The organism is Rhizobium anhuiense, assembly GCF_003985145.1.
GTDB lineage: Bacteria > Pseudomonadota > Alphaproteobacteria > Rhizobiales > Rhizobiaceae > Rhizobium > Rhizobium anhuiense.
In genome coordinates this window covers 236148-255906 of the sequence record NZ_ML133525.1, presented here as the reverse complement: position 1 = coordinate 255906, position 19759 = coordinate 236148, and the positions used below count along the sequence as shown (strand labels likewise).

Annotated in this window: 18 protein-coding genes and 1 pseudogene; 9 read left to right on the top strand and 10 right to left on the bottom strand. The window is 62.0% G+C overall.

Going from position 1 to position 19759, the window contains the following annotated elements:
- Positions 1-132: 132 nt before the first annotated feature.
- Positions 133-1056: a PhzF family phenazine biosynthesis protein gene (locus tag EEQ99_RS16460; protein WP_063475343.1), complete on the top strand. Its 924-nt coding sequence runs from the start codon at positions 133-135 to the stop codon at positions 1054-1056.
- Positions 1057-1093: 37 nt separating this feature from the next.
- Here the strand turns inward: EEQ99_RS16460 and EEQ99_RS34635 are convergent, their stop codons facing one another.
- Positions 1094-1258, bottom strand: a complete 165-nt coding sequence (locus EEQ99_RS34635) for a hypothetical protein (RefSeq protein WP_088930352.1) — start codon at positions 1256-1258, stop codon at positions 1094-1096.
- Positions 1259-1431: 173 nt separating this feature from the next.
- Here EEQ99_RS34635 and EEQ99_RS16455 point away from each other — a divergent pair, with 173 nt between their 5' ends.
- From EEQ99_RS16455 to rcdA, 3 genes are all read left to right on the top strand, one after another.
- Positions 1432-2730, top strand: coding sequence for an MFS transporter (locus tag EEQ99_RS16455; RefSeq protein ID WP_063475342.1), 1299 nt, complete (start codon positions 1432-1434; stop codon positions 2728-2730).
- A 76-nt stretch (positions 2731-2806) separates the two neighbouring features.
- The gene (locus tag EEQ99_RS16450) at positions 2807-2998 is read left to right on the top strand and encodes a DUF1192 domain-containing protein (protein WP_028755514.1); all 192 of its coding nucleotides are present in this window, start codon (positions 2807-2809) and stop codon (positions 2996-2998) included.
- A 388-nt stretch (positions 2999-3386) separates the two neighbouring features.
- Positions 3387-3902 (top strand): protease adaptor protein RcdA, encoded by a 516-nt coding sequence (rcdA, locus tag EEQ99_RS16445; RefSeq protein ID WP_028755513.1) that lies wholly within the window; start codon positions 3387-3389, stop codon positions 3900-3902.
- A 208-nt stretch (positions 3903-4110) separates the two neighbouring features.
- Here the strand turns inward: rcdA and rpmE are convergent, their stop codons facing one another.
- Positions 4111-4332 carry a 50S ribosomal protein L31 gene (rpmE, locus tag EEQ99_RS16440; RefSeq protein WP_028755512.1) on the bottom strand — a complete coding sequence of 74 codons (222 nt, stop codon included), beginning with the start codon at positions 4330-4332 and terminating at the stop codon, positions 4111-4113.
- Between the two features lie 193 nt (positions 4333-4525).
- Here rpmE and EEQ99_RS16435 point away from each other — a divergent pair, with 193 nt between their 5' ends.
- The 5 genes and pseudogenes from EEQ99_RS16435 to EEQ99_RS16410 all read left to right on the top strand — a co-directional run bounded on the left by EEQ99_RS16435 (position 4526) and on the right by EEQ99_RS16410 (position 9745).
- Positions 4526-6328 (top strand): ABC transporter transmembrane domain-containing protein, encoded by a 1803-nt coding sequence (locus tag EEQ99_RS16435; RefSeq protein WP_127430753.1) that lies wholly within the window; start codon positions 4526-4528, stop codon positions 6326-6328.
- Between the two features lie 144 nt (positions 6329-6472).
- Complete coding sequence (locus tag EEQ99_RS16430) at positions 6473-7465, top strand: Bug family tripartite tricarboxylate transporter substrate binding protein (protein WP_028755510.1); 993 nt, start codon at positions 6473-6475, stop codon at positions 7463-7465.
- Between the two features lie 237 nt (positions 7466-7702).
- Positions 7703-7891 carry a YegP family protein gene (locus EEQ99_RS16420; protein WP_028755509.1) on the top strand — a complete coding sequence of 63 codons (189 nt, stop codon included), beginning with the start codon at positions 7703-7705 and terminating at the stop codon, positions 7889-7891.
- A 270-nt stretch (positions 7892-8161) separates the two neighbouring features.
- On the top strand, positions 8162-8500 hold the full coding sequence (locus EEQ99_RS16415) for a YciI family protein (RefSeq protein ID WP_028755508.1): 339 nt from the start codon (positions 8162-8164) through the stop codon (positions 8498-8500).
- Positions 8501-8507: 7 nt separating this feature from the next.
- Positions 8508-9745: pseudogene (locus EEQ99_RS16410) on the top strand (RNA polymerase sigma factor).
- Here the strand turns inward: EEQ99_RS16410 and EEQ99_RS16405 are convergent.
- From EEQ99_RS16405 to EEQ99_RS16365, 8 genes are all read right to left on the bottom strand, one after another.
- Positions 9746-10777, bottom strand: a complete 1032-nt coding sequence (locus tag EEQ99_RS16405; RefSeq protein WP_028755506.1) for a peptidoglycan -binding protein — start codon at positions 10775-10777, stop codon at positions 9746-9748. It abuts the pseudogene before it with no gap.
- 3 nt (positions 10778-10780) lie between these two features.
- Complete coding sequence (locus EEQ99_RS16400; protein WP_028755505.1) at positions 10781-11884, bottom strand: hypothetical protein; 1104 nt, start codon at positions 11882-11884, stop codon at positions 10781-10783.
- Positions 11885-11995: 111 nt separating this feature from the next.
- Positions 11996-12796 carry an inositol monophosphatase family protein gene (locus EEQ99_RS16395; RefSeq protein ID WP_127430751.1) on the bottom strand — a complete coding sequence of 267 codons (801 nt, stop codon included), beginning with the start codon at positions 12794-12796 and terminating at the stop codon, positions 11996-11998.
- Between the two features lie 245 nt (positions 12797-13041).
- Complete coding sequence (locus EEQ99_RS16385) at positions 13042-14139, bottom strand: protein-glutamate methylesterase/protein-glutamine glutaminase (RefSeq protein ID WP_028755503.1); 1098 nt, start codon at positions 14137-14139, stop codon at positions 13042-13044.
- Positions 14140-14259: 120 nt separating this feature from the next.
- The gene (locus tag EEQ99_RS16380; protein ID WP_028755502.1) at positions 14260-15114 is read right to left on the bottom strand and encodes a CheR family methyltransferase; all 855 of its coding nucleotides are present in this window, start codon (positions 15112-15114) and stop codon (positions 14260-14262) included.
- Between the two features lie 30 nt (positions 15115-15144).
- Positions 15145-15627 carry a chemotaxis protein CheW gene (locus EEQ99_RS16375; protein WP_028755501.1) on the bottom strand — a complete coding sequence of 161 codons (483 nt, stop codon included), beginning with the start codon at positions 15625-15627 and terminating at the stop codon, positions 15145-15147.
- On the bottom strand, positions 15624-17429 hold the full coding sequence (locus tag EEQ99_RS16370; RefSeq protein ID WP_028755500.1) for a methyl-accepting chemotaxis protein: 1806 nt from the start codon (positions 17427-17429) through the stop codon (positions 15624-15626). Before EEQ99_RS16370 ends, EEQ99_RS16375 begins: the two co-directional genes overlap by 4 nt.
- 220 nt (positions 17430-17649) lie before the next feature.
- Complete coding sequence (locus tag EEQ99_RS16365; RefSeq protein ID WP_028755499.1) at positions 17650-19572, bottom strand: HAMP domain-containing methyl-accepting chemotaxis protein; 1923 nt, start codon at positions 19570-19572, stop codon at positions 17650-17652.
- Positions 19573-19759: the final 187 nt, after the last annotated feature.

Sequence of the window (19759 nt, the reverse complement as noted above, 5' to 3'; positions counted from 1 at the left end):
TTCAAGCTTGAGATTTGGGCAGGGAGCGGCAAACACAGCTTCCTGCCCTCTCATTGTCACGGCGACAAGAAACCGCTTCGTTCCTTGAAAAACCGTGATTATTCATAGCGGCCTGCCACAACGGGAGCCGCAATGAACACCCTCTCCTACATCACTGTCGATGTCTTCACCTCCACCCGTTTCGAGGGTAACCCGCTTGCCGTCATTTCCGATGCGCGCGGTCTCAGCGATGCGGTGATGCAGAAGATCGCCACCGAGTTCAACTATTCCGAAGTCACCTTCGTGCTGCCGCCGGAAGACCCGCAAAACTCCGCTCATGTGCGCATCTTCACCCCGACGATGGAAATACCCTTCGCCGGCCATCCGAATGTCGGCACCGCCTATGTGCTCGGCCAGCAGGCGAAGATCTTCGGCAAGCCGGTCGGCGATACGCTGCGCTTCGAGGAAAAGGCCGGCATCGTCGAGGTCAGCCTGAAACGCAGCGGCGGAAAGGTTGTTGCTACCGCCATCCGCGCACCGCAATTGCTGACGATCGGCGATACCATTGCCGCAGAAACCATTGCACGCTGCGTCTCGATCGATCCCAGTGTCATCGTCAGCACCACCCATGCCCCGGTCTTTGCGTCCGTCGGGTTGAACTTCGCCGTCTCAGAGCTGAACGGGCTCGAAGCACTGGCCGCTGCCCGTCCGGACCTTGCCGGTTTCCAGGGGGCGGCTGGCCGCCAGGCGACGAACGGCCACGATTTCTCGCTCTTTCTTTATGTCAGAACATCCGATGATCCCTGGCATATCCGCGCCCGCATGTTCGCGCCCCTCGACAACGTGCCCGAGGATCCGGCGACGGGCAGCGCTTCCGCCGCCCTTGGCGCCTATCTCGTCTCGCTTGCGCCCGATCGCGATATGAATGTCCGCATCACCATCGAGCAAGGTGTCGAAATGGGCCGCCGCAGCATCATCGCCCTCGATGTGGTGAAATCAGGCGGCATCGTCACCGATGTCGTCATCTCGGGAAGCTGCGTTCCCGTCATGCGCGGAGAAATCGGCTTGCAAGACTGACGGTCGCAGATCGTGCCGTACCCCAGCTAACCAGGGATTACATCAGGAAGTCGCGCGAAAGCAGTGCCAATGCCCAGACGGCAAAAGCGATCAGCGCGATCTTCCAGAAATCCATCCGTCGCCTCAGGCCTGGAAGCCCGAGCGGCTTGATCAGCTGTATCGCCATGGCAAGGATGAGCAGCAAGGCTATCAGCTTTGTCATGCTTTATTTTTTCCGTTTTTCGGAATGTCACAGGACGGACATTTTTCCGCGCGAACAAGAGAATCTCGACACGCCGTAAAGACATTCCGGGGCACAATCAATCATCTTGAGGCTGGGCTGACGCCGCTCCTGCCTTATGTCCATGCAAATCGCTTAAGACCGAGTCTGGGGAAATGAAGAGAAATCTGCTGTCCGTCGCTGCGCTGCTCTTTGGCACGCTCTTCCTTTTCATGGGCAATGGCCTGCAGGGCATCCTGCTTCCCGTGCGCGGCAATCTCGAAGGTTATGCCACGACGACGCTTGGTCTGCTCGGTACGTCATGGGCTGGGGGCTTTGTCATCGGCTGCCTGGTGGCGCCGAAATTGGTGCGCCGCGTCGGTCATGTGCGCGCCTTTTCCGGCTTCATCTCGATCATCGCCATCATCGCGCTGGTCAGCGGCATCATCATCGATCCGATCTGGTGGGTGATCCTGCGCGCCGTCACCGGCTTCTCCACCGCCGGCACCTCGATGATCATCGAAAGCTGGCTGAACGAGCGCGCCAGCAACGAGAGCCGCGGTGCGATCTTCTCGCTCTATATCGGCATCACATTGCTCGGCGTCGTCGGCGGCCAGATGATGATCCCGCTCGAGGATGTGCGCACGCCTGTCTTGTTCATGATCTGCGGTATCTTCTATTGCATCGCCATGCTGCCGACGACGCTATCGACGGCCGCTTCGCCGCAGCCGTTGAAGGCGGTGCGCCTCGATCTGCCGGCCCTCTATCGCAACTCGCCGGTCTCCTGCCTCGGCATCCTGCTCGTCGGCATCGCCAACGGTGCCTACGGCACGCTCGCTCCTGTATTCGGCGCCGGCGCCGGCCTCTCCGACACCAGCATCGCCATCATGATGAGCTCCACCATCTTCGCCGGCGCCATGATGCAGCTGCCGGCCGGCCGGCTTTCCGACCGTATCGACCGGCGCTACGTGCTCGCCGCCATGTCCGGGATCGCCGCCCTTGCCGGCCTGCTGATCTTTTTTCTCCACCCGACATCCGCCGGCTTGCTGATCGGGCTCGTTGTCCTTTACGGCGCGGTGGCCAATACGCTCTATCCGATCGCCGTCGCCCATGCGAACGATTTCGCGGCGTCGGAGGACTTCGTCAAGGTCTCTGGCGGCCTGCTGCTGCTCTACGGCATCGGCACGGTGATCGGCCCGACGATCGGCGGCCCCGTCATGTCGATGATCACCCCGCATGCGCTTTTCCTTGTCACCGCCATCGCTCACGTGCTGATCACCGTTTATGCCATCATCAGGAGCCGTATCCGCGCCGCCGTCCCCGTCAGCGACCGCGACGCCTATACGACGATCCCGACCGGCACCTCGCCGATGCTGACACCACAGAGCATGTCGCTTGCCGATCGCGGCGCCGGCAAGGCTGCCGACACCGGAAAGTCTCCCGAAAGCGGCGATCCTGCTGTAAAGTTCGGTTAGAGCAGTTCCAGCAAAAGTGCGCAGCGGTTTTGCGTCCGGAATTGCTTTGACAGAACAGCAAAACGGAGGACGAACCATGAGCTTCATCGATGACGACCGGCCGCAGAAGAAACTCGCCCATGAGATCGGCGCCGATCTCTCCATGCTTTCGGTGGACGAGTTGAAGGCGCGGGTGGAATTGTTGAAGACGGAGATCGCCCGTCTCGAAGCCGAAGCCGCGCGCAAGGCTTCCGGGCGGCAGGCGGCGGAAAGCTTCTTCCGCTCGTGATCCGGTAAACCCCGAAAAACAAGGCTATAGGCGGATAAATGAGCCTGACTCAAGTCTTACTTCGGTACAGTGTTAATAAAATATTAAGCTTTATAAGGTATTACTATATTCATCCGGATTTTCTCTGGATCTCAGACAGTTTTCCAAGCGGTGAATTGGTCTGATTTTTCTCCCTGTTTTACCTTGAGAGCCGCTTTTGCGGCTCTTCTTTTTCCTATGCCGGCGCGTTTCCACGAAACTGTGGAGATTAACCCTTTCTTAAGAAACGGCTTGCGCATTTGGGCTAATGATACCATCTTAAAGTCATAAAGACCGGGCCTGGAAACTTTTCCGTCGGTGTCGGCGTTACCTGAATATAAAGTAGCTGCGTGCAACAGGGACTATTGCGATGTCGGAAGTTGGATTGAACACGATCAGTTTTGCGGGCCGCGCCGCTGCATCCTCGCAGTTCAAGGCACTTTATGCGGAAGGCATGTCGCTAGTCGAAGAGACCGCCGCCTATCTCGACGGCCAGGGCCGCGCAGCCTCCAAGGTTCTGCCGCGGATGGCCTCGGTTCTTTACGCCGCGGAATCGATGCGTCTCACCACCCGCCTGATGCAGATGGCCTCCTGGCTGCTGTTGCAGCGCGCCGTCAACAATGGCGAAATGTCCCGTGACCAAGTGCTGGCCGAAAAGAACAAGGTCCGCCTCGACGGCTTCAACGTCGACCGCACAGCACCCGGCTGGGGCGACCTGCCGGAATCCTTCCGCGATCTCGTCGAGCGCTCACTGCGTTTGCAGAACCGCATTGCTCTGCTCGACCGCGAGATCTACCGCCCATCCGAAGCCGTGATCGTTCATGACAACCAGAACAGCGTCCAGGCTCAGCTTTCCCTGCTGCAGACCGCCTTCGGCAACAACTGAACGGATCTGCGAGAATTCGATAGAGACCGGCTGCGTCCTGCGCGGCCGGTTTTTTGTTGTCGTCGAACGCCGGCATGCCGACTGCATAATTCAAACTGTTCCAGCGCCGTTTGCGCGTCTGGCAAGACGCGCGGCGCTGTAAGCCACTGCACACGCAAAAAAGCCCGGCGAAACCGGGCTCTCTTCGAATTCCGTCGGGCAGAAGCGATTAGAGGCCGAGGCCGCCGAAACGCTTGTTGAACTTGGAGACGCGGCCACCGCGGTCCATGAGCTGCTGGCTGCCGCCGGTCCAGGCCGGATGCGACTTGGAATCGATTTCAAGGTTCATGACAGCGCCTTCCGAACCCCAGGTCGAGCGGGTTTCGTATTCGGTGCCATCGGTCATGACCACCTTGATCATGTGATATTCGGGATGGATGCCTGCCTTCATAACAATCTTCCTGCGATACCGGAGTTCAATTTGCCGCATGCAGTTGCGGCCAACGAACCGATTGAATAAATGAAGCCGCAGTCGTGATGGCTACGGCTTCCCATTAGGATGCGGTGCCTATACATGAAGGACGCCTAGATAACAAGAGCCAACAGGCCGCATTGCGCGGGTCCTGCGGGCGATCGGAGACGATTTGGCAGAGCAGGCACGGGCTGAAGAAAACAAAAGTCGGTCGCTGCGACCGCTCGGCAGGCTGACGCCCTATGTCATGCGTTATCGCGCCATGGTGGCCGGCGCGCTGATGTCGCTGGCGCTTGCCGCCGTCACCTCGCTGGCGCTGCCGCTTGCCGTGCGCCGCATGATCGATCACGGCTTCACTCATTCCGACGGCCGTTTCATCAACAGCTACTTCGCCATGCTGATGGTCATGGCCATCGTCCTCGCGGTCGCGAGCGCGCTGCGCTATTATTTCGTCATCACCATCGGCGAGCGCATCGTCGCCGATCTACGCCGCGATGTCTTCTCCCATGTGACGAGGCTGTCGCCCTCGTTCTTCGATGTCAACCAGTCCGGCGAGATCGTCTCGCGCCTGACTGCCGATACGACTCAGATCAAGTCCGCCGTCGGCGCCACCGCTTCGGTGGCGCTCAGAAACCTCATCCTCTGTATCGGCGCCATGGGCATGATGATCGTCACCTCGCCGAAGCTTTCGAGCCTCGTCATCGGAGCGATCCCGCTGATCGTCTTCCCGCTCGTCGCCTTCGGCCGCTCGGTGCGCAAGCGCTCGCGCGCCGCCCAGGATACGCTCGCCGACGCCTCCGCCTTCGCCAACGAGACGATCGCCGCGACCCGCACCGTCCAGGCCTTCAACGGCGAGGATGCCGCAGCGACGCGTTACGGCACCGCCGTCGAATCCGCCTATGACGCCGCCCGGGCAGCCATCCGCTCGCGCGCGCTGCTGACGGGGATCGCCATTACGCTGATCTTCGGCAGCGTCGTCGCCGTGCTCTGGGTCGGAGCCCATAGCGTTCTTGCCGGCACCCTTTCTGCCGGCACGCTCGGCCAGTTTCTGCTCTATGCCGTCATCTCCGCCGGTTCGCTGGGCGCCCTGTCGGAGGTCTGGGGTGAGCTCTCGCAGGCAGCCGGCGCTGCCGACCGGCTGACCGAACTTCTCGACGAGGTTTCGCCGATTGCCGCCCCCGCCAGTCCGCAGCCGCTTCCGTCCCCTGGCCGCGGCCGCATCGAATTCGCAGACGTGCATTTCGCCTATCCCTCACGCCCCGGCAAATCGGCGCTGCATGGCTTAAGCTTCGCCATCACGCCGGGCGAGACCGTTGCCATCGTCGGCCCTTCCGGTGCCGGCAAGAGCACCGTCTTTTCGCTGCTGCTGCGCTTCTACGATCCGCAGCAGGGCAGCGTGAAGATCGACGGGGTCGACGCCCAGCTGACCACGCCCGACGAGCTGCGTCAGCGCATCGCCATCGTGCCGCAGGACGTCACCATCTTTGCCGCCTCGATCCATGACAACATCGCCTTCGGCCGTCCCGGCGCCTCGCGTGACGAGGTCCGCGCCGCAGCCCTTGCCGCCCAGGCCGACGAATTCATCGCTCGATTGGATAGGGGCTACGAGACGGAAGTCGGCGAACGCGGCATCACGCTCTCCGGCGGCCAGCGCCAGCGCATCGCCATTGCCCGCGCCATCCTGAAGAACGCGCCTGTGCTGCTGCTCGACGAAGCGACCTCCGCCCTCGACGCCGAAAGTGAGACGCTGGTGCAGAAAGCCCTCGACGGCCTTGTCGACGGTCGCACGACGCTGGTCATCGCCCATCGCCTGGCAACCGTTCTGAAAGCCGATCGCATCCTGGTCATGGATCAGGGCCGCGTCGTCGAGGAGGGCACGCATAAGAGCCTGATCCGCCATGGCGGTATCTATGCGCGGCTGGCACGGCTGCAATTCGACGCCGCCAACGAGGATGTACTCGCCGCCGCCAAATAGCCGGCGCGCATCTCTCCTGCCAAAAGCGACTAAAGTCTGAACCTCGCAGCACCTCTCCGCGGTTGCCTTTCGCGCAGCCTGCCCTACCCTCTTCATTCCCCGGGGTGGGGATATCGCTGTAGAAATTCTTGGGAGGAGATGGGAATGGCGCTTTCCGATATGACGCGACGTGCGGGCCTTGTGCTCGGTTTCGGTGTGCTTGCGGCCTTTGCCGCCGGCGCAACTGCCGCTGCCGCGGATTTTCCTGATCGCGCGATCACCATGGTCGTGCCCTTCGCGGCCGGCGGCTCGACCGATGTCGTTGCCCGCATCGTCGCGCAGAAGATGTCGGAGGATCTGGGCCAGCAGGTGATCGTCCAGAACGTCGCCGGCGCCGGCGGCAATCTCGGCGCCGGCAATGTCGCCCGCGCTGAACCGGACGGCTACACCATTCTGATGGGCACGGTCGCAACCCACGCCCTCAACCCGCTGATCCTCAAATCGACCCCATACGATCCCGAGAAGGATTTCGCGCCGGTCTCGCTGCTCGTCATCGTGCCCAACGTTCTGGTCGTCAATCCGGAATTGCCGGCAAAGACCGTGCAGGAGTTGATCGCGCTGTTGAAGGCCGAGCCCGACAAATACAGTTACGCCTCGTCGGGCAACGGTACGCCGCTGCATCTTTCCGGCGAACTCTTCAAGTCCATGGCCGGCGTCAGCATGCAGCACATCCCCTATAAGGGCGCCGGCCCGGCATTGAACGACGTCATCGGCAACCAGGTGCCGATCATGTTCGACAACCTGCCCTCTTCATCGAGCCACATCAAGGCCGGTACGCTGCGGGCGCTGGCGGTGACCACAGGCCAGCGCGCCCCTTCCTTCCCCGATGTGCCGACGGTCGCCGAGTCGGGCATACCAGGTTACGAGACCTATACATGGAACGCCCTTTTTGCCCCGGCCAAAACGCCGGACGAGGTGATCTTGCGTCTCAACGCTTCGGCCAAAAAGGCGCTCGCCGACCCGGCCGTTGCCGAACGGATGAAAGAATTCAGCGCCACCATCGTCGGCTCGACGCCGGAAGAACTTGCCACCCATGTGAAGGCCGAACTCGCCAAATGGGGACCGGTCGTCAAGGGGGCGAATATCCAGATGGAGTGATGCCGGAGCATCATGCCTCTTCCATCGCGAACAGGATTCGGATTTTAGGCCGGCCCGGCCTGAAATCTCTTGTTGTCGCGGCGAAGCGTCCGGCCTCTCCTTTGCTCGCGTCCAATGGAAATGGTGACAATTGGACGCTAAGCAATTCAATTCAAATTAAGGTAGTGGAAAAGCTCGCCATTTTGATCTAGCCTCCGCTACGCTGATGGTTGCAATTCAGCGTTTCGGGAGACATCCATGTATAAATTCGAAGTTTATAAGGATAAGGCCGGCGAGTTCCGCTTCCGCTTCAAGGCATCGAACGGCGAAGCCATGTTCTCGTCCGAGGGCTACAAGGCGAAGGCGTCGGCCGTGAACGCCATCGAATCCATCAAGAAGAACGCACCGGGCGCCGAAATCGTCGATCAGACGAAGGCCGAATCCTGATCAGATCGGCAGGGGCGGCGTCAACGCAGCTCCTGCCCTTTCGCGCCCTTGAGCAGCGCCGGCACCCTTGAGTCTGCCCGTTTGCTGGTGATTTTTCGGCGCCATTTTCTTTTTCGCATATTTTTTGAAAACCATGTCGAAACGACCGATGGCCGCGCCTCATTGTTTTGGAACGGCCCTCCGCTCCGCCGGGCTTTACAGCTCTCGGGATATCGGTCCCCGATATCGGCATGCCCGGATCAACGCCAACAACGAGATCAGGAGTTTTCCATGCAATATGCTCTCATCATTCGCGAAGCCGCCGAGGATTTCGAGCGCCGCAGCGATCCGGCCTATCGAGATGGCTGGGTCGCCTACAGCAAGGCGCTTGCTCAGGCAGGGATCATGACCGGCGGCGCCGGGCTGACCGGCCCGGAGACCGGCACGATCGTACGCCGCAAAGGCGGGGAACACGATGTTCAGGACGGCCCCTATCCGGAAGGCAAGGAACAACTCGGCGGCTTCTATCTGATCGACGTCCCCGACATCGACACCGCGCTTGAATGGGCGACCCGCGTTCCGATCTCCGACAAGGGTTCTGTCGAGGTGCGCCCGCGCCTGCAGATGTGAGGCGACGATGCCGCCTGATGCCGGACGCGCTGCCGAAAAGGTGGCGCGTCAATCCTACGGCAAGCTGATCGCTTTCCTCGCCGCCCGCTCGCGCGACGTGCCGGCGGCGGAAGACGCATTGTCGGAAGCGCTGGCCTCGGCCCTTCGCGCTTGGCCAGAGCGCGGCATTCCCGGCAATCCGGAGGCCTGGCTGCTGGTGGCTGCACGCCGCAACCTCATGCAGGCCACCCGCCACCGCACCGTCGAGGCCAAGGCGCAAACGACGATATTGATCGCCTTCGAAGAAGCGGAGGAACGCATGAACGAGGCCGGCAAAGCCATCTTTCCCGATGAACGGCTGAAGCTGCTCTTTGCCTGTACCCATCCCGCCATCGACAGCTCCGTGCATACGGCGCTGATGCTGCAGACCGTTCTCGGCATCGAGGCGCGAACCATCGCGCGAACCTTCGTCGTTTCGCCGGATACGATGAGCCAACGGCTGGTGCGGGCCAAGGCGAAGATTCGCGATGCCGGCATTCCCTTCGCCGTTCCGCCGCGTCCCGCCTTGCCCGGGCGGCTCGCCGCGGTGCTCTCGGCGATCTACGCCGCCTACGGCCTCGGCTGGGACGGCCTCGACGGCGAAGAAGAGCGCCATTCGCTCGCCGGCGAAGCGATTTGGCTCGGCCGAGCGCTTCTGGCGGTACTGCCGGACGAACCGGAGGCAATCGGTCTCCTCTCGTTGATGCTTCACTGCGAAGCCCGTCGCAACGCCCGGCGCGACAGCGATGGTCGATATGTGCCGCTAGACGAACAGGATACCGCTGCGTGGAACGCGATCATGATCGCCGAAGCGGATTCGCTGCTACGCAAGGCCGGGAGTTTCAACCGTTTCGGCCCCTTCCAGTGCCAGGCGGCGATCCAGTCCGTGCATGCGGCGCGCCGGCTGTCGGGAAAGACCGACTGGCAGGCGTTGACAACACTCTACGCGGCGCTGGTGATGATGAAACCCACGCTGGTGCACATGTCAGCCAGGCTGCGGTGATCGGCAGGGCGCTGAATGCCGCCGCTGGCCTGAAACGGCTCGACCAGCTCGATCCGCGCGCTGTCGCCAGCTACCAGCCCTACTGGGCGGTGCGCGCCTTTCTTCTGTCGCAAGCCGGCGACGATACCGCGGCGGCCGACGCCTATATGACGGCGATCGGCCTCAGTGACAGCCCCGCCGTCCGCGATTTTCTCGCCGGCCGGCTGAAGGAGGCGCGGCTGTAATCATTTCTCAGTGAGCTTCAGCTCGATGCGGCGGTTGGTGGCGCGCGCGTCCGGCGTATCGCCCGGCGCGATCGGCTGAAACTCGCCGAAGCCGGCGGCAACGAGCCGGTCGGCCGGCACGCCCTGCGCGATCAGGAACTTGACGACCGAGATCGCGCGCGCCGAGGAAAGTTCCCAATTGTCGCGATAGCGGCCCGTTCCGCCAAGCGGCACATTGTCGGTATGGCCGTCGACGCGCAGCACCCAGTTGATCTCCGGCGGAATTTCCTTGGCGAGATCGAGAAGGGCGGCGGCGAGCTTTGCCATCTCCGTCTGCCCCTCCGGATTGAGATCGGCGCCGCCCGAGGGAAACAGCACTTCCGACTGGAAGACGAACCGGTCGCCGACGATACGGATATTCTCGCGGTCCGAAAGGATCTCGCGCAGGCGGCCGAAGAAGTCGGAACGGTAGCGGTTCAGTTCCTGCACGCGCGCCGCGAGCGCGACGTTCAGGCGGCTGCCGAGGTCGGCGATCTTAGTCTGCGAGACCCGGTCTTTCTCCTCCGACGCCTGAAGGGCAGCTTCGACGGCGGCGATCTGGCTGCGAAGCGCTGCAATCTGCTGGTTCAGCAGTTCGACCTGGCTGAGCGCCCGCTCGCTCACCTGCTTCTGCTCGTCGAGCTCCTGCGTCATCGCACCGATCCGTTTCTGCGCTGCATCCTGACCGCCCGAACCGGCATTCAGCAGCGCCTGCAGCCGCGAACGGTCGCCTTCGGCACTGGCAAGCGAGGCCTGCAGATTGGCGACCGAATCCTGAAGATCCTGGTTGCTGCCCTTTTCGAGCGCGAGTAGCTGCGTCAGCTCGTTGATCTGGCTGTTGAGGCGATTGAGCACCTCGTCGCGTCCGGTGATCTCGCGGCTGAGGATGAACTGCCCGACGACGAAGACCGTCAGCAGGAACATGATCGAGATGAGCAGCGTCGACAGCGCGTCGACGAAACCCGGCCAATAATCCACCGTGCGTTCGCGGCGGCGGTTGCGGGCAAGAGCCATGGCTTACTTGCCCTCGCTCTTTTCTGTCTGGCTGGCGCGGTCGCGCGTGCGCTCGCCTCTCTCGCCTGCGCGCTCCTGCACGCCGATGCGTTCGGCCAGCCGGTCAAGCGTGCGGCGCATCGCCTTCGCCTCGTCCTGCTGCGCCTCGATCCAGTCGCGCAGCATCTGCTGTTCGTTGCGCATGTTCTTGACGAGGCCCTGAATGCCTTCGGCAAGGCTCGCCATGGCGGCGACGGAGCGCTGGCTGCCGGTGCCGCCCTCTTCGGAGACCTTGCGCAGATAATCGGAGAGCGCGCGCATGTCGTCCGAGGAGGCGCCGGAAACGGCGTCGAGGGCCGGGGCAAGATCGGAGCCGACATCTGTGACCGAGGACAGCCAGTTTTCCAGTTCCATATAGAAGCGGTTCTGCGCGCGGCCGGCCTGCAGATCGAGGAAACCGAGAATGAGCGAACCGGAGAGGCCGAGCAGCGAGGAGGAGAAGGCCTGGCCCATGCCCGAAAGCGGCATGGAAAGCCCTTCCTTCAGCGCCGAAAGTACATCCCCCGTTCCGTTCGAGCCGGCATCGAGCGACTGGATGACGATGCTGATCGAACCGATCGTGCCGATGAGGCCCCAGAAGGTGCCGAGCAGGCCGAGGAAGACCAGGAGGCCAATCAGGTAGCGCGAAACGTCGCGCGATTCGTCAAGGCGGGTGGCGATCGAATCGAGGATCGAGCGCAGCGCCGTCGTCGACAGCGCGACCGAGGTCTTGCGGCTGCCGATCAGCGCCCGCATCGGCGCAAGCAGCCGCGGATTGCGGCTGACCTTGTCGGCGCTGCCGGCGGCGCGGAACGAGTTGAACCAGCGCACTTCGGGGCGAAGCGCCAGCACGTGATTGAAAACAAGGATGATTCCGACCGCGAGAACGCCGACGATCAGGCCGTTGAGGCCTGGATTGTGCATGAAGGCGGTCTGCGTCTGGCGGAAGAGGATGGCGGCGATAAAGCCGACGATGACCAGGAAAAGCAGCATCGTCCAGAGGAAGGGCATGGGGCTCGAAAGCCTGTAGGCATAACCGCCGGCCGTCTTTTCGGTGGAGCCGATCTCCGCCACATTCACATTTTCCATAGGGTCGCTGCCTCCGGAGTCATTGCTGGCGGAGACTAGAGCAACATTGTGCCGAATTGAAGTATGCCGGGGCGAAAACCGTGACTTTACAACAGCCGGATTTTCGTTCGCTTACTTGGCGGGGATCGGTCGCTTGACGACTTCGATCAGCGCCTTGTGGATGAGTTCGTTGCCGGCGACGATCGCGCCGCTCTCCAGAATGGCCGTCCCGCCGTCCCAATCGGTGACGAACCCGCCGGCTTCACGGATGAGCAGGATGCCGGCCGCCATGTCCCAGGGCGCAAGCTCCGCTTCCCAGAAACCGTCGAAGCGCCCGGCGGCGACATAGGCGAGATCGAGTGTCGGCGAGCCCAGGCGGCGGATGCCCGCCACTTCGCCCATCACGTGGCGAAGCTCGACCAGAAACTTGCCGTGATTACGCTTGCCGAGCGCCGGCACACCGCAGCCGATGACGCAATCCGACAACACGCGGCGCGCAGCGACGCGCAGGCGCCGGTCGTTGAGGAAGGCGCCGCCACCGCGCTCGGCTGTATAGAGCTCGTCGGTCGCCGGATTGAAGACGACGGCGGCAACGATCTCGCCTTTGCGTTCGAGCGCGATCGAAACAGCGAAGGCCGGAATGCCGTGCAGGAAGTTCGTCGTGCCGTCGAGCGGGTCGACGATCCAGCGGTGCGCGCCGTCCGTGCCCTTGATCTCGTCGCTTTCCTCGCCGAGAAAGCCATAGGTGGGACGCGCCTTGAGCAGTTCTTCCCGAACGATCTTTTCGGCCTTGCGGTCGGCAGTGGAAACGAAATCGCCGGGTCCCTTCACCGAAACCTGCAGGTTCTGCACTTCGCCGAAATCACGTCCCAGCGATTTTCCTGCCTTGAGGGCAGCCTGAACCATGACATTGAGAAGAGCTGAACGGGCCATCGGCGCATTTTTCCTTGGGACTGATACGGGGCGCGCACTGCCAGGGGCGGGAAATGTCCCTGAACATGCATGACAGGCGGCGCTGCAAAGATTGGCGGCCTCAAGACCACAAAATCAGGGAAATTTCAAGGGGAGGCGCGCATGGCTGCCCTGCGACACCGGAAACCGCCGATTATGCTGAACGGATTAAATCCGCGCCATCTTCCGGGACCGCCCGTTTTACGTGGTTTCCCTCGAAACTCATCTCAGAATTTCTGCTGCGTTATCAGCACTTCGCGAGCGATCTGATCGAGCGGCAGGATACGGTCGACACCGCCCTTGGCGATCGCCTCCTTCGGCATACCGAAGACAACCGAACTCGCCTCGTCCTGCGCCACCGTGTAGGCGCCGGCCTGATGCATTTCCAGCATGCCGCGCGCGCCGTCGTCGCCCATGCCGGTCATGATGATGCCCATGGCATTCGAGCCGGCCGAGCGCGCCGCCGAGCGGAAAAGCACGTCGACCGAAGGCCGGTGGCGCGACACCAGCGGTCCGGTCTTCACGCTCACATAGTAGCGCGCACCCTGGCGTTCGAGCAGCATGTGTTTGTCGCCTGGCGCGATCAGCACATGGCCGCGCAGCACCGGATCGCCATCGACGGCTTCCTTGACCTCGACCTCGCAGAGCCCGTTCAGCCGCTTGGCGAAGGCGGCGGTGAATTTCTCTGGCATATGCTGGACGATCACCATGCCGGGTGCATTGGCCGGCAGTTCCTCCAGGAATTCGCGCAGCGCCTCGGTGCCGCCTGTGGAGGCGCCGACGCAGACGACCATCTCCGTCGTCTTCGCCATGGCCCGCCCCGTCGGCGGCGGCAGCATCACGTCCGCCGTCAGCTTCTTGGCCGGCCCTTCCGCCGAAGCCGAGCGGATGGTTCCGGCGGCGCGACGCACCGTGGTAAGCCGCGCATGCGAGGCGCTCTTGACGACTTCGCGAATGCGCATCGCATCGTCGGCAAGGCTGTCGGCGGCGCCGATCTTCGATTTCAGGATGACGTCGACGGCGCCGGCCTCCAGCGCCTGGATCAGCGTTTCCGAACCCGCTTCCGTCAGCGACGAGCACATCACGACGGGGATCGGCCGCTGCGACATCAGCTTGCGCAGGAAGGTAATGCCGTCCATGCGCGGCATTTCCACATCGAGCGTGATGACGTCGGGGATCTCCTCCAGCAGCTTCCGCGCCGCCACGAAGGGGTCGGATGCGACCGCCATGATCTCGATATCGGGATCCTGCTCCAAGACATGGGTCAGTGTCTGACGGACGCTGGCAGAATCGTCGATGATCAGAACGCGGATTTTTTTAGCCATGAATGCTCCTAGAGCATGATGCCGAAAAGAATTGGCAATTTTCGGACGACATCATGCTCTAACTCTTTAGTGACACAAAGAGATAGAGCACGCCCGTGATTGGAAGAAAACGGACATGCTCTAGATGCGCTGAAACACCGTATTCGAGACCTGTTTCAATGGCAGGTCGAAGCCGGTAATCGATTCGGAATGACCGATGAACATGTAGCCGCCCTTCGCCAGGCAGTCGCAGAGGCGGTTGAGCACGCCGGCCTGAGTCTGCTTGTCGAAGTAGATGAGCACGTTGCGGCAGAAGATGACGTTCATCGCCTCGCCGATCGGGTATTTCTCGTCCATCAGGTTCATGCGGGCAAAACCAATCTTGCTGCGCAATTTCGGCGTGATGCGCACCTCCCGCCGATCCGGCTGCTTGGCCGTCAGCACGTATTTGCGCTGCAGGTCACGCGGCACAGGCGCGATGAGGTCTTCCGGGTAGATGCCCCGGCGCGCCGTCTGTAGCACGTCGGTGGAAAGGTCGGTGGCAAGCACGCTGTAGGAGACGTCGTTGCGGCCTTCGGTGAATTCCGCCAACACCATCGCCATCGTATAGGGTTCCGCCCCTGTCGAGCAGGCCGAACTCCAGGTGCGGATGGTCCGCACGCCGCTATTGGCGATCGCCGGCAACGCCACGCTCTGCAAGTAATCGAAATGCTTGGCTTCGCGGAAGAAGTCGGTCTTGTTCGTCGTCACCACGTCGATCAGGTAGACGGTTTCCTGGGCGAGGCCGTCGTGATTGAACAGGAAGTCGCAATAATCGTCGAAGGTCGAATGGTTGGTTGCGCGAAGGCGGCGCCTCAGCCGCCCTTCGAGCATCGTCAGCTTGGTCGGCGGCATCTTGATGCCGCTATAGTCGTAGATGAACCGGGCAAGCTTGTCGAAATTGCGCTTGCTGATCCGGTCCCCCGGCAATTGGGTTTCCACCGCTGCCATACTCATAGAACGCCGTACTCCCAGTTGATGCGCGGGTCAGGCCGCCGATTGCAGTGCCGAGGCGTCCTCGTGCGACAGCAACCGGGCAAGATCGATGATGACGACGAAACCGTTTTCACGGCGAACGACGCCGGCAATATAATCCGAGCGCCAGCGCACGCCGATATCAGGCGCCGCCTCGATCTGTTCGCGCCGGAACGGCGTCACCTCGAAGACGCGGTCGGCGACGAGGCCGAGCGTCAGCAGCCGGCTTTCCATCGGCACGTCGAGGACGAGCACGCGTGTGTGCGGCGTCGGCACGGTCTTCGTCATGCCGAGCTTCAATCGAAGATCGATCGTCGGCACGCCCTGTCCGCGCACGTCACGCAGACCGAGCAGATAGTCGGGACCATTCGGAATCTTGAAAGCTTCCGCATAGTCGAGGATTTCCCGTACCACCTCGACCGGCACGGCGAAGATCTCCTCGCCGAGGCTGAAGGTCACGAATTGCGCTTCCAGGGATGTCGTGGCCATGATCATGCACTTTCCTTAAATTCGACGTCCCCATCATCGGGACCGCCCATGGAGAGATCGAGAGCAAAACCCTTTGCCCGCGCCTGCTGACCGGCGACGCTGTTGGCGGCGAGTTTCCTGGTGCCGAGGTTGCGGCCGGCGGGCGCCGAGCTGCGGACAGTCGCCCTGGCAGCGGGCACGCGGGATTGGCGGGCGCCTGCGGTATCCACCTTGAAGAAGGCGATCGAGGCCTGCAGTTCTTCGGCTTGGCTCGCGAGCTCTTCCGAGGTCGCAGACATTTGCTCGGACGCGCCGGCATTCTGCTGCGTCACCCGATCGAGCTGCTGGATCGCGTCGTTGATCTGCGAGGCGCCCACATCCTGTTCGCGGCAGGCCGCACTGATTTCGGAAACCAGTTCGGCCGTCTTGCGGATGTCGGGCACCAGGCGGCCGAGCATGTCGCCAGCGTCCTGGGCGGCCTTGACCGTATCGCTCGACATCGAGCTGATTTCGGCGGCGGCCGACTGGCTGCGTTCGGCAAGCTTGCGAACCTCGGAGGCGACGACCGCAAAACCCTTGCCGTGTTCACCGGCGCGCGCCGCTTCGACGGCGGCGTTGAGCGCCAGAAGATCGGTCTGGCGGGCAATTTCCTGGACGATGCTGATCTTCTCGGCAATGGTCCGCATCGCCTGCACGGCGCGCGACACCGCTTCGCCACTCATTTCCGCATCCTTGGCGGACTGGCGGGCGATCTTTTCCGTCTGGGCGGCGTTGTCGGCGTTCTGCTTGATGTTGGCGGCCATCTCCTCCATCGAGGCCGACGCCTCTTCGGCCGAAGCCGCCTGTTCGCTGGCGCCCTGCGACACCTGTTCGGAGCTCGAGGACAGTTCCTGGCTGCCGGCCGAAACATTTTCGGCGGCCGCGACCGCATCGGCGACAACGCCACGCAGGCGCTCGACCATCTGGTCGAGCGCAATGCCGAGCGTATCCTTCTCCGAAAGCGGCTTCGGAGACACCGTCAGATCGCCGTCAGCGATCTGTGCCGCAATGTTGGCGGTGACGCGAAGGTTGTCCGTCATGGTGTTGATCATGTTGACCAGATCCTTGATCTCGTCGTTGGTCCTGATCTCGACCTTTTGGTTCAGGTCGCCGATGGCGACGGCGCTGGCAACGTTCATGATCTTGCGCAGGCCGCTGTTGACACCGAGCGCGATCCAAAGCGCGGCGGCGAAGGCGATAAGGGAAGCCCCGATTGCGATACCGATCAACATGTTCTTTGTTGAGCTATAAAGAGCATCGGTATCGCTATCGGCTTGCGCCATCGACTTCTGTTGAAGCGTAACGAGTTTCCCGAAAACCTCTTCCATTTCCGCGACGAGGGCGCGAACCTCCCCTGAGGAAAGGGCCACGGCCGCCGCTCTGTCGCCGCTTTGTTGAATGGAGGCTACTTTGTTGGAGCCTTCATCGAAGCGCTTGGCCAGTTCGATCAACCTGTCCCAGAGCGGCTTGCCTTCAGCAGTTGCGAGCTGTAGGCCGCTTGTCGCGAAGCTGAGCATTTCATCCACGCTTCTCGCCGAATTCTGATAATCCTTTTTGACGATTTCGGAATCCATTTCCAGAAGCGCGTTCTTTTGCCAACGGACGGCATCGAGCTCGGCAGTTTGCGCCTCCAGAGCCAGTTCCAGCCTTTTTGCAGGCCCGGAAACAAGGTCGCCAACAGCGTCGTTCAGCAAGCTGAGGCTGATGATTCCATAAACCGCGCTACCCACCAGCAACAATATGACAAAGCCGAATGCGGCCGCGAGCTTAAGTTTGATCGTAATACGCATCTCAATATTCCTCTCAGAGAGCGAAGCAATAAATATGGTCCAGGTGGCGCGGCGTCATGCAGCAAAGAAATTCCATCAGGCAAAAGCATCCAACGGAAAGAAATGAATAGGTTCCGTGCCTATCCCCTCGAGCACCGGAAGCCTGCGTCGCGGGCCATGTTGGCTGGCCCACGACAGTTGCAAACGGAGAGAGCACCTATGCGCTTTCTCCAAGGGAGCGCTATGCGCTCTCCCTAAACTCGTCATCGGCCATGTCGGGACCGCCCATCGACATGTCGAGGGCAAATCCTTTCACGCGGGCCTGCTGGCCGGCGACCGTATTGGCCGGCGTCTTGCCGCCCGGTTTGCGTGGTGCCGCCTGAACCCGGCTGCGGGCGGCGAGTTTTGCCGCCGGGGCGCGGTCACGGCGACTGCCGGCCGTATCGACCTTGAAGAAAGCGATCGACGTCTGCAGCTCTTCGGCCTGGGAGGCGAGCTCCTCGGAGGTCGCCGACATCTGCTCGGAAGCGCCAGCATTCTGCTGCGTCACCTTGTCGAGCTGTTGGATCGCTTCATTGATCTGGGCCGCCCCGATATCCTGTTCGCGGCAGGCGGCGCTGATCTCGGAGACCAACTCGGCCGTCTTGCGGATATCGGGCACCAGCCGGCCGAGCATTTCGCCGGCTTCCTGGGCGGCTGTCACGGTATCGCTCGACATGGCGCTGATTTCGGCGGCCGCCGACTGGCTGCGTTCGGCGAGTTTGCGAACCTCGGAGGCGACGACCGCAAATCCCTTGCCGTGTTCACCGGCGCGCGCCGCTTCGACTGCGGCGTTCAAAGCCAGCAGATCGGTCTGCCGGGCGATTTCCTGGACGATGCCGATCTTCTGAGCGATCGTGCGCATGGCGTCGACGGCACGGGAGACGGCTTCACCACTGGCTTCCGCATCCTTGGCCGACTGACGGGCGATCTTTTCCGTCTGGGCGGCGTTGTCGGCGTTCTGCTTGATGTTGGAGGCCATCTCTTCCATCGAAGCGGAAGCCTCTTCGGCGGAAGCCGCCTGTTCGGTGGCACCCTGCGAGACCTGCTCGGAGCTTGCCGAAAGCTCCTGGCTGCCGGACGAGACGTTCTCGGCCGCGGAGATTGCGTCGGCGACGACGCCGCGCAGGCGCTCGACCATCTGCTCCAGGGCGAGGCCCAGCGCATCCTTGTCGGAGAGCGGCTTCGGAGACACCGTCAGGTCGCCGTTTGCGATCTGATCGGCGATGCCGGCGGTGGTTCGTAGGTTGGAGATCATGCTCTGCATCGCGATGCCGAGCGTATCCTTGTCCGAAAGCGGCTTGGCGTCGGTGCTGAGGTCGCCCATGGCGATCTGGTCGGCAAGGGCTGCCGTGGCGCGCAGATTGGCGGTCATGGTATTGACCGTGTTGATGAGATCCTTGATCTCGTCATTGGTCTTGACGTCGACCCTCTGGTTGAGATCACCGATTGCGACGGCGTTTGCGACGGTCGTGATCTTCCGCAAGCCGTTGTTGATTCCGAGCGTGATCCACAATGCGGCGGCGAGTGCGACGAGCACGGCGATGCCGGAAGCAGCAGTGAGGATCAGCTTGGTCGAATTATAAAGATCGGTGTTCGAGTGGTTGGTTGCCTGCATGCCCTTGCGCTGGATCTCCGTAAGGGCGGCGATTGCATCGCCCATGTCATTGGTCATCGCTCGAAGGTCGCCGAGTGAAAGCGCCAGCGCGCCTGATTTGTCGCCCTTCGCGTCAAGTTGCTGCAACTCAGTGGATTTTTCACGGAATTTCCCACCGACCGTCCGCAGCTTTTCCCAATGAGGCTTGCCTTCAGCGGTGGCGATGGCGAAACCGGCGTCAACAGCATCGAACATGGCCTGCAGGTTCTGATCGGCTTCCTTGTAGAAAGCGGCGGCCGCGTCGGGATCCGTGGAAAGCAGCGCGTTCTTCTGAGCGCGGATGGCGTTGACTTCGGCGACATTGGCATTCAGCGCCAGTTCCAGGCGGCGCATCGGGCCGTCGATCATATTGCTGCTCGCCTCGTTCAAAGTGCCGAGGCTGAGGCTTCCATAAACCGCGATGCCGATCAGCAGCAGCGTCATGATGCCGAAGGCAAGACCCAGTTTGAGTTTAATGGTGAAACGCATGTGATACCCCCGATTTGCGGTCAAAACGAATGGAGAGAGACATGTCCCCTTGGCGGGACGTCGAGCTTGGAAGTGATGTGTTGAAACGGGGAAAAGCGATTACATTCACTTCCCGGCAGCCGGACATCTCCATCGCAGCGCCAACGCCTACATGCGTTGGGGGATATTCCCTCCTCGGGCCGCCGGA

Bases quoted from the DNA above. Each gene is read 5' to 3' on its own strand.
- EEQ99_RS16460 (WP_063475343.1), top strand. From the start codon at position 133: ATGAACACCCTCTCCTACATCACTGTCGATGTCTTCACCTCCACCCGT.
- EEQ99_RS34635 (WP_088930352.1), bottom strand. From the start codon at position 1,258: ATGACAAAGCTGATAGCCTTGCTGCTCATCCTTGCCATGGCGATACAG.
- EEQ99_RS16455 (WP_063475342.1), top strand. From the start codon at position 1,432: ATGAAGAGAAATCTGCTGTCCGTCGCTGCGCTGCTCTTTGGCACGCTC.
- EEQ99_RS16450 (WP_028755514.1), top strand. From the start codon at position 2,807: ATGAGCTTCATCGATGACGACCGGCCGCAGAAGAAACTCGCCCATGAG.
- rcdA (WP_028755513.1), top strand. From the start codon at position 3,387: ATGTCGGAAGTTGGATTGAACACGATCAGTTTTGCGGGCCGCGCCGCT.
- rpmE (WP_028755512.1), bottom strand. From the start codon at position 4,332: ATGAAGGCAGGCATCCATCCCGAATATCACATGATCAAGGTGGTCATG.
- EEQ99_RS16430 (WP_028755510.1), top strand. From the start codon at position 6,473: ATGGCGCTTTCCGATATGACGCGACGTGCGGGCCTTGTGCTCGGTTTC.
- EEQ99_RS16420 (WP_028755509.1), top strand. From the start codon at position 7,703: ATGTATAAATTCGAAGTTTATAAGGATAAGGCCGGCGAGTTCCGCTTC.
- EEQ99_RS16415 (WP_028755508.1), top strand. From the start codon at position 8,162: ATGCAATATGCTCTCATCATTCGCGAAGCCGCCGAGGATTTCGAGCGC.
- EEQ99_RS16405 (WP_028755506.1), bottom strand. From the start codon at position 10,777: ATGGCTCTTGCCCGCAACCGCCGCCGCGAACGCACGGTGGATTATTGG.
- EEQ99_RS16400 (WP_028755505.1), bottom strand. From the start codon at position 11,884: ATGGAAAATGTGAATGTGGCGGAGATCGGCTCCACCGAAAAGACGGCC.
- EEQ99_RS16395 (WP_127430751.1), bottom strand. From the start codon at position 12,796: ATGGCCCGTTCAGCTCTTCTCAATGTCATGGTTCAGGCTGCCCTCAAG.
- EEQ99_RS16385 (WP_028755503.1), bottom strand. From the start codon at position 14,139: ATGGCTAAAAAAATCCGCGTTCTGATCATCGACGATTCTGCCAGCGTC.
- EEQ99_RS16380 (WP_028755502.1), bottom strand. From the start codon at position 15,114: ATGAGTATGGCAGCGGTGGAAACCCAATTGCCGGGGGACCGGATCAGC.
- EEQ99_RS16375 (WP_028755501.1), bottom strand. From the start codon at position 15,627: ATGATCATGGCCACGACATCCCTGGAAGCGCAATTCGTGACCTTCAGC.
- EEQ99_RS16370 (WP_028755500.1), bottom strand. From the start codon at position 17,429: ATGCGTATTACGATCAAACTTAAGCTCGCGGCCGCATTCGGCTTTGTC.
- EEQ99_RS16365 (WP_028755499.1), bottom strand. From the start codon at position 19,572: ATGCGTTTCACCATTAAACTCAAACTGGGTCTTGCCTTCGGCATCATG.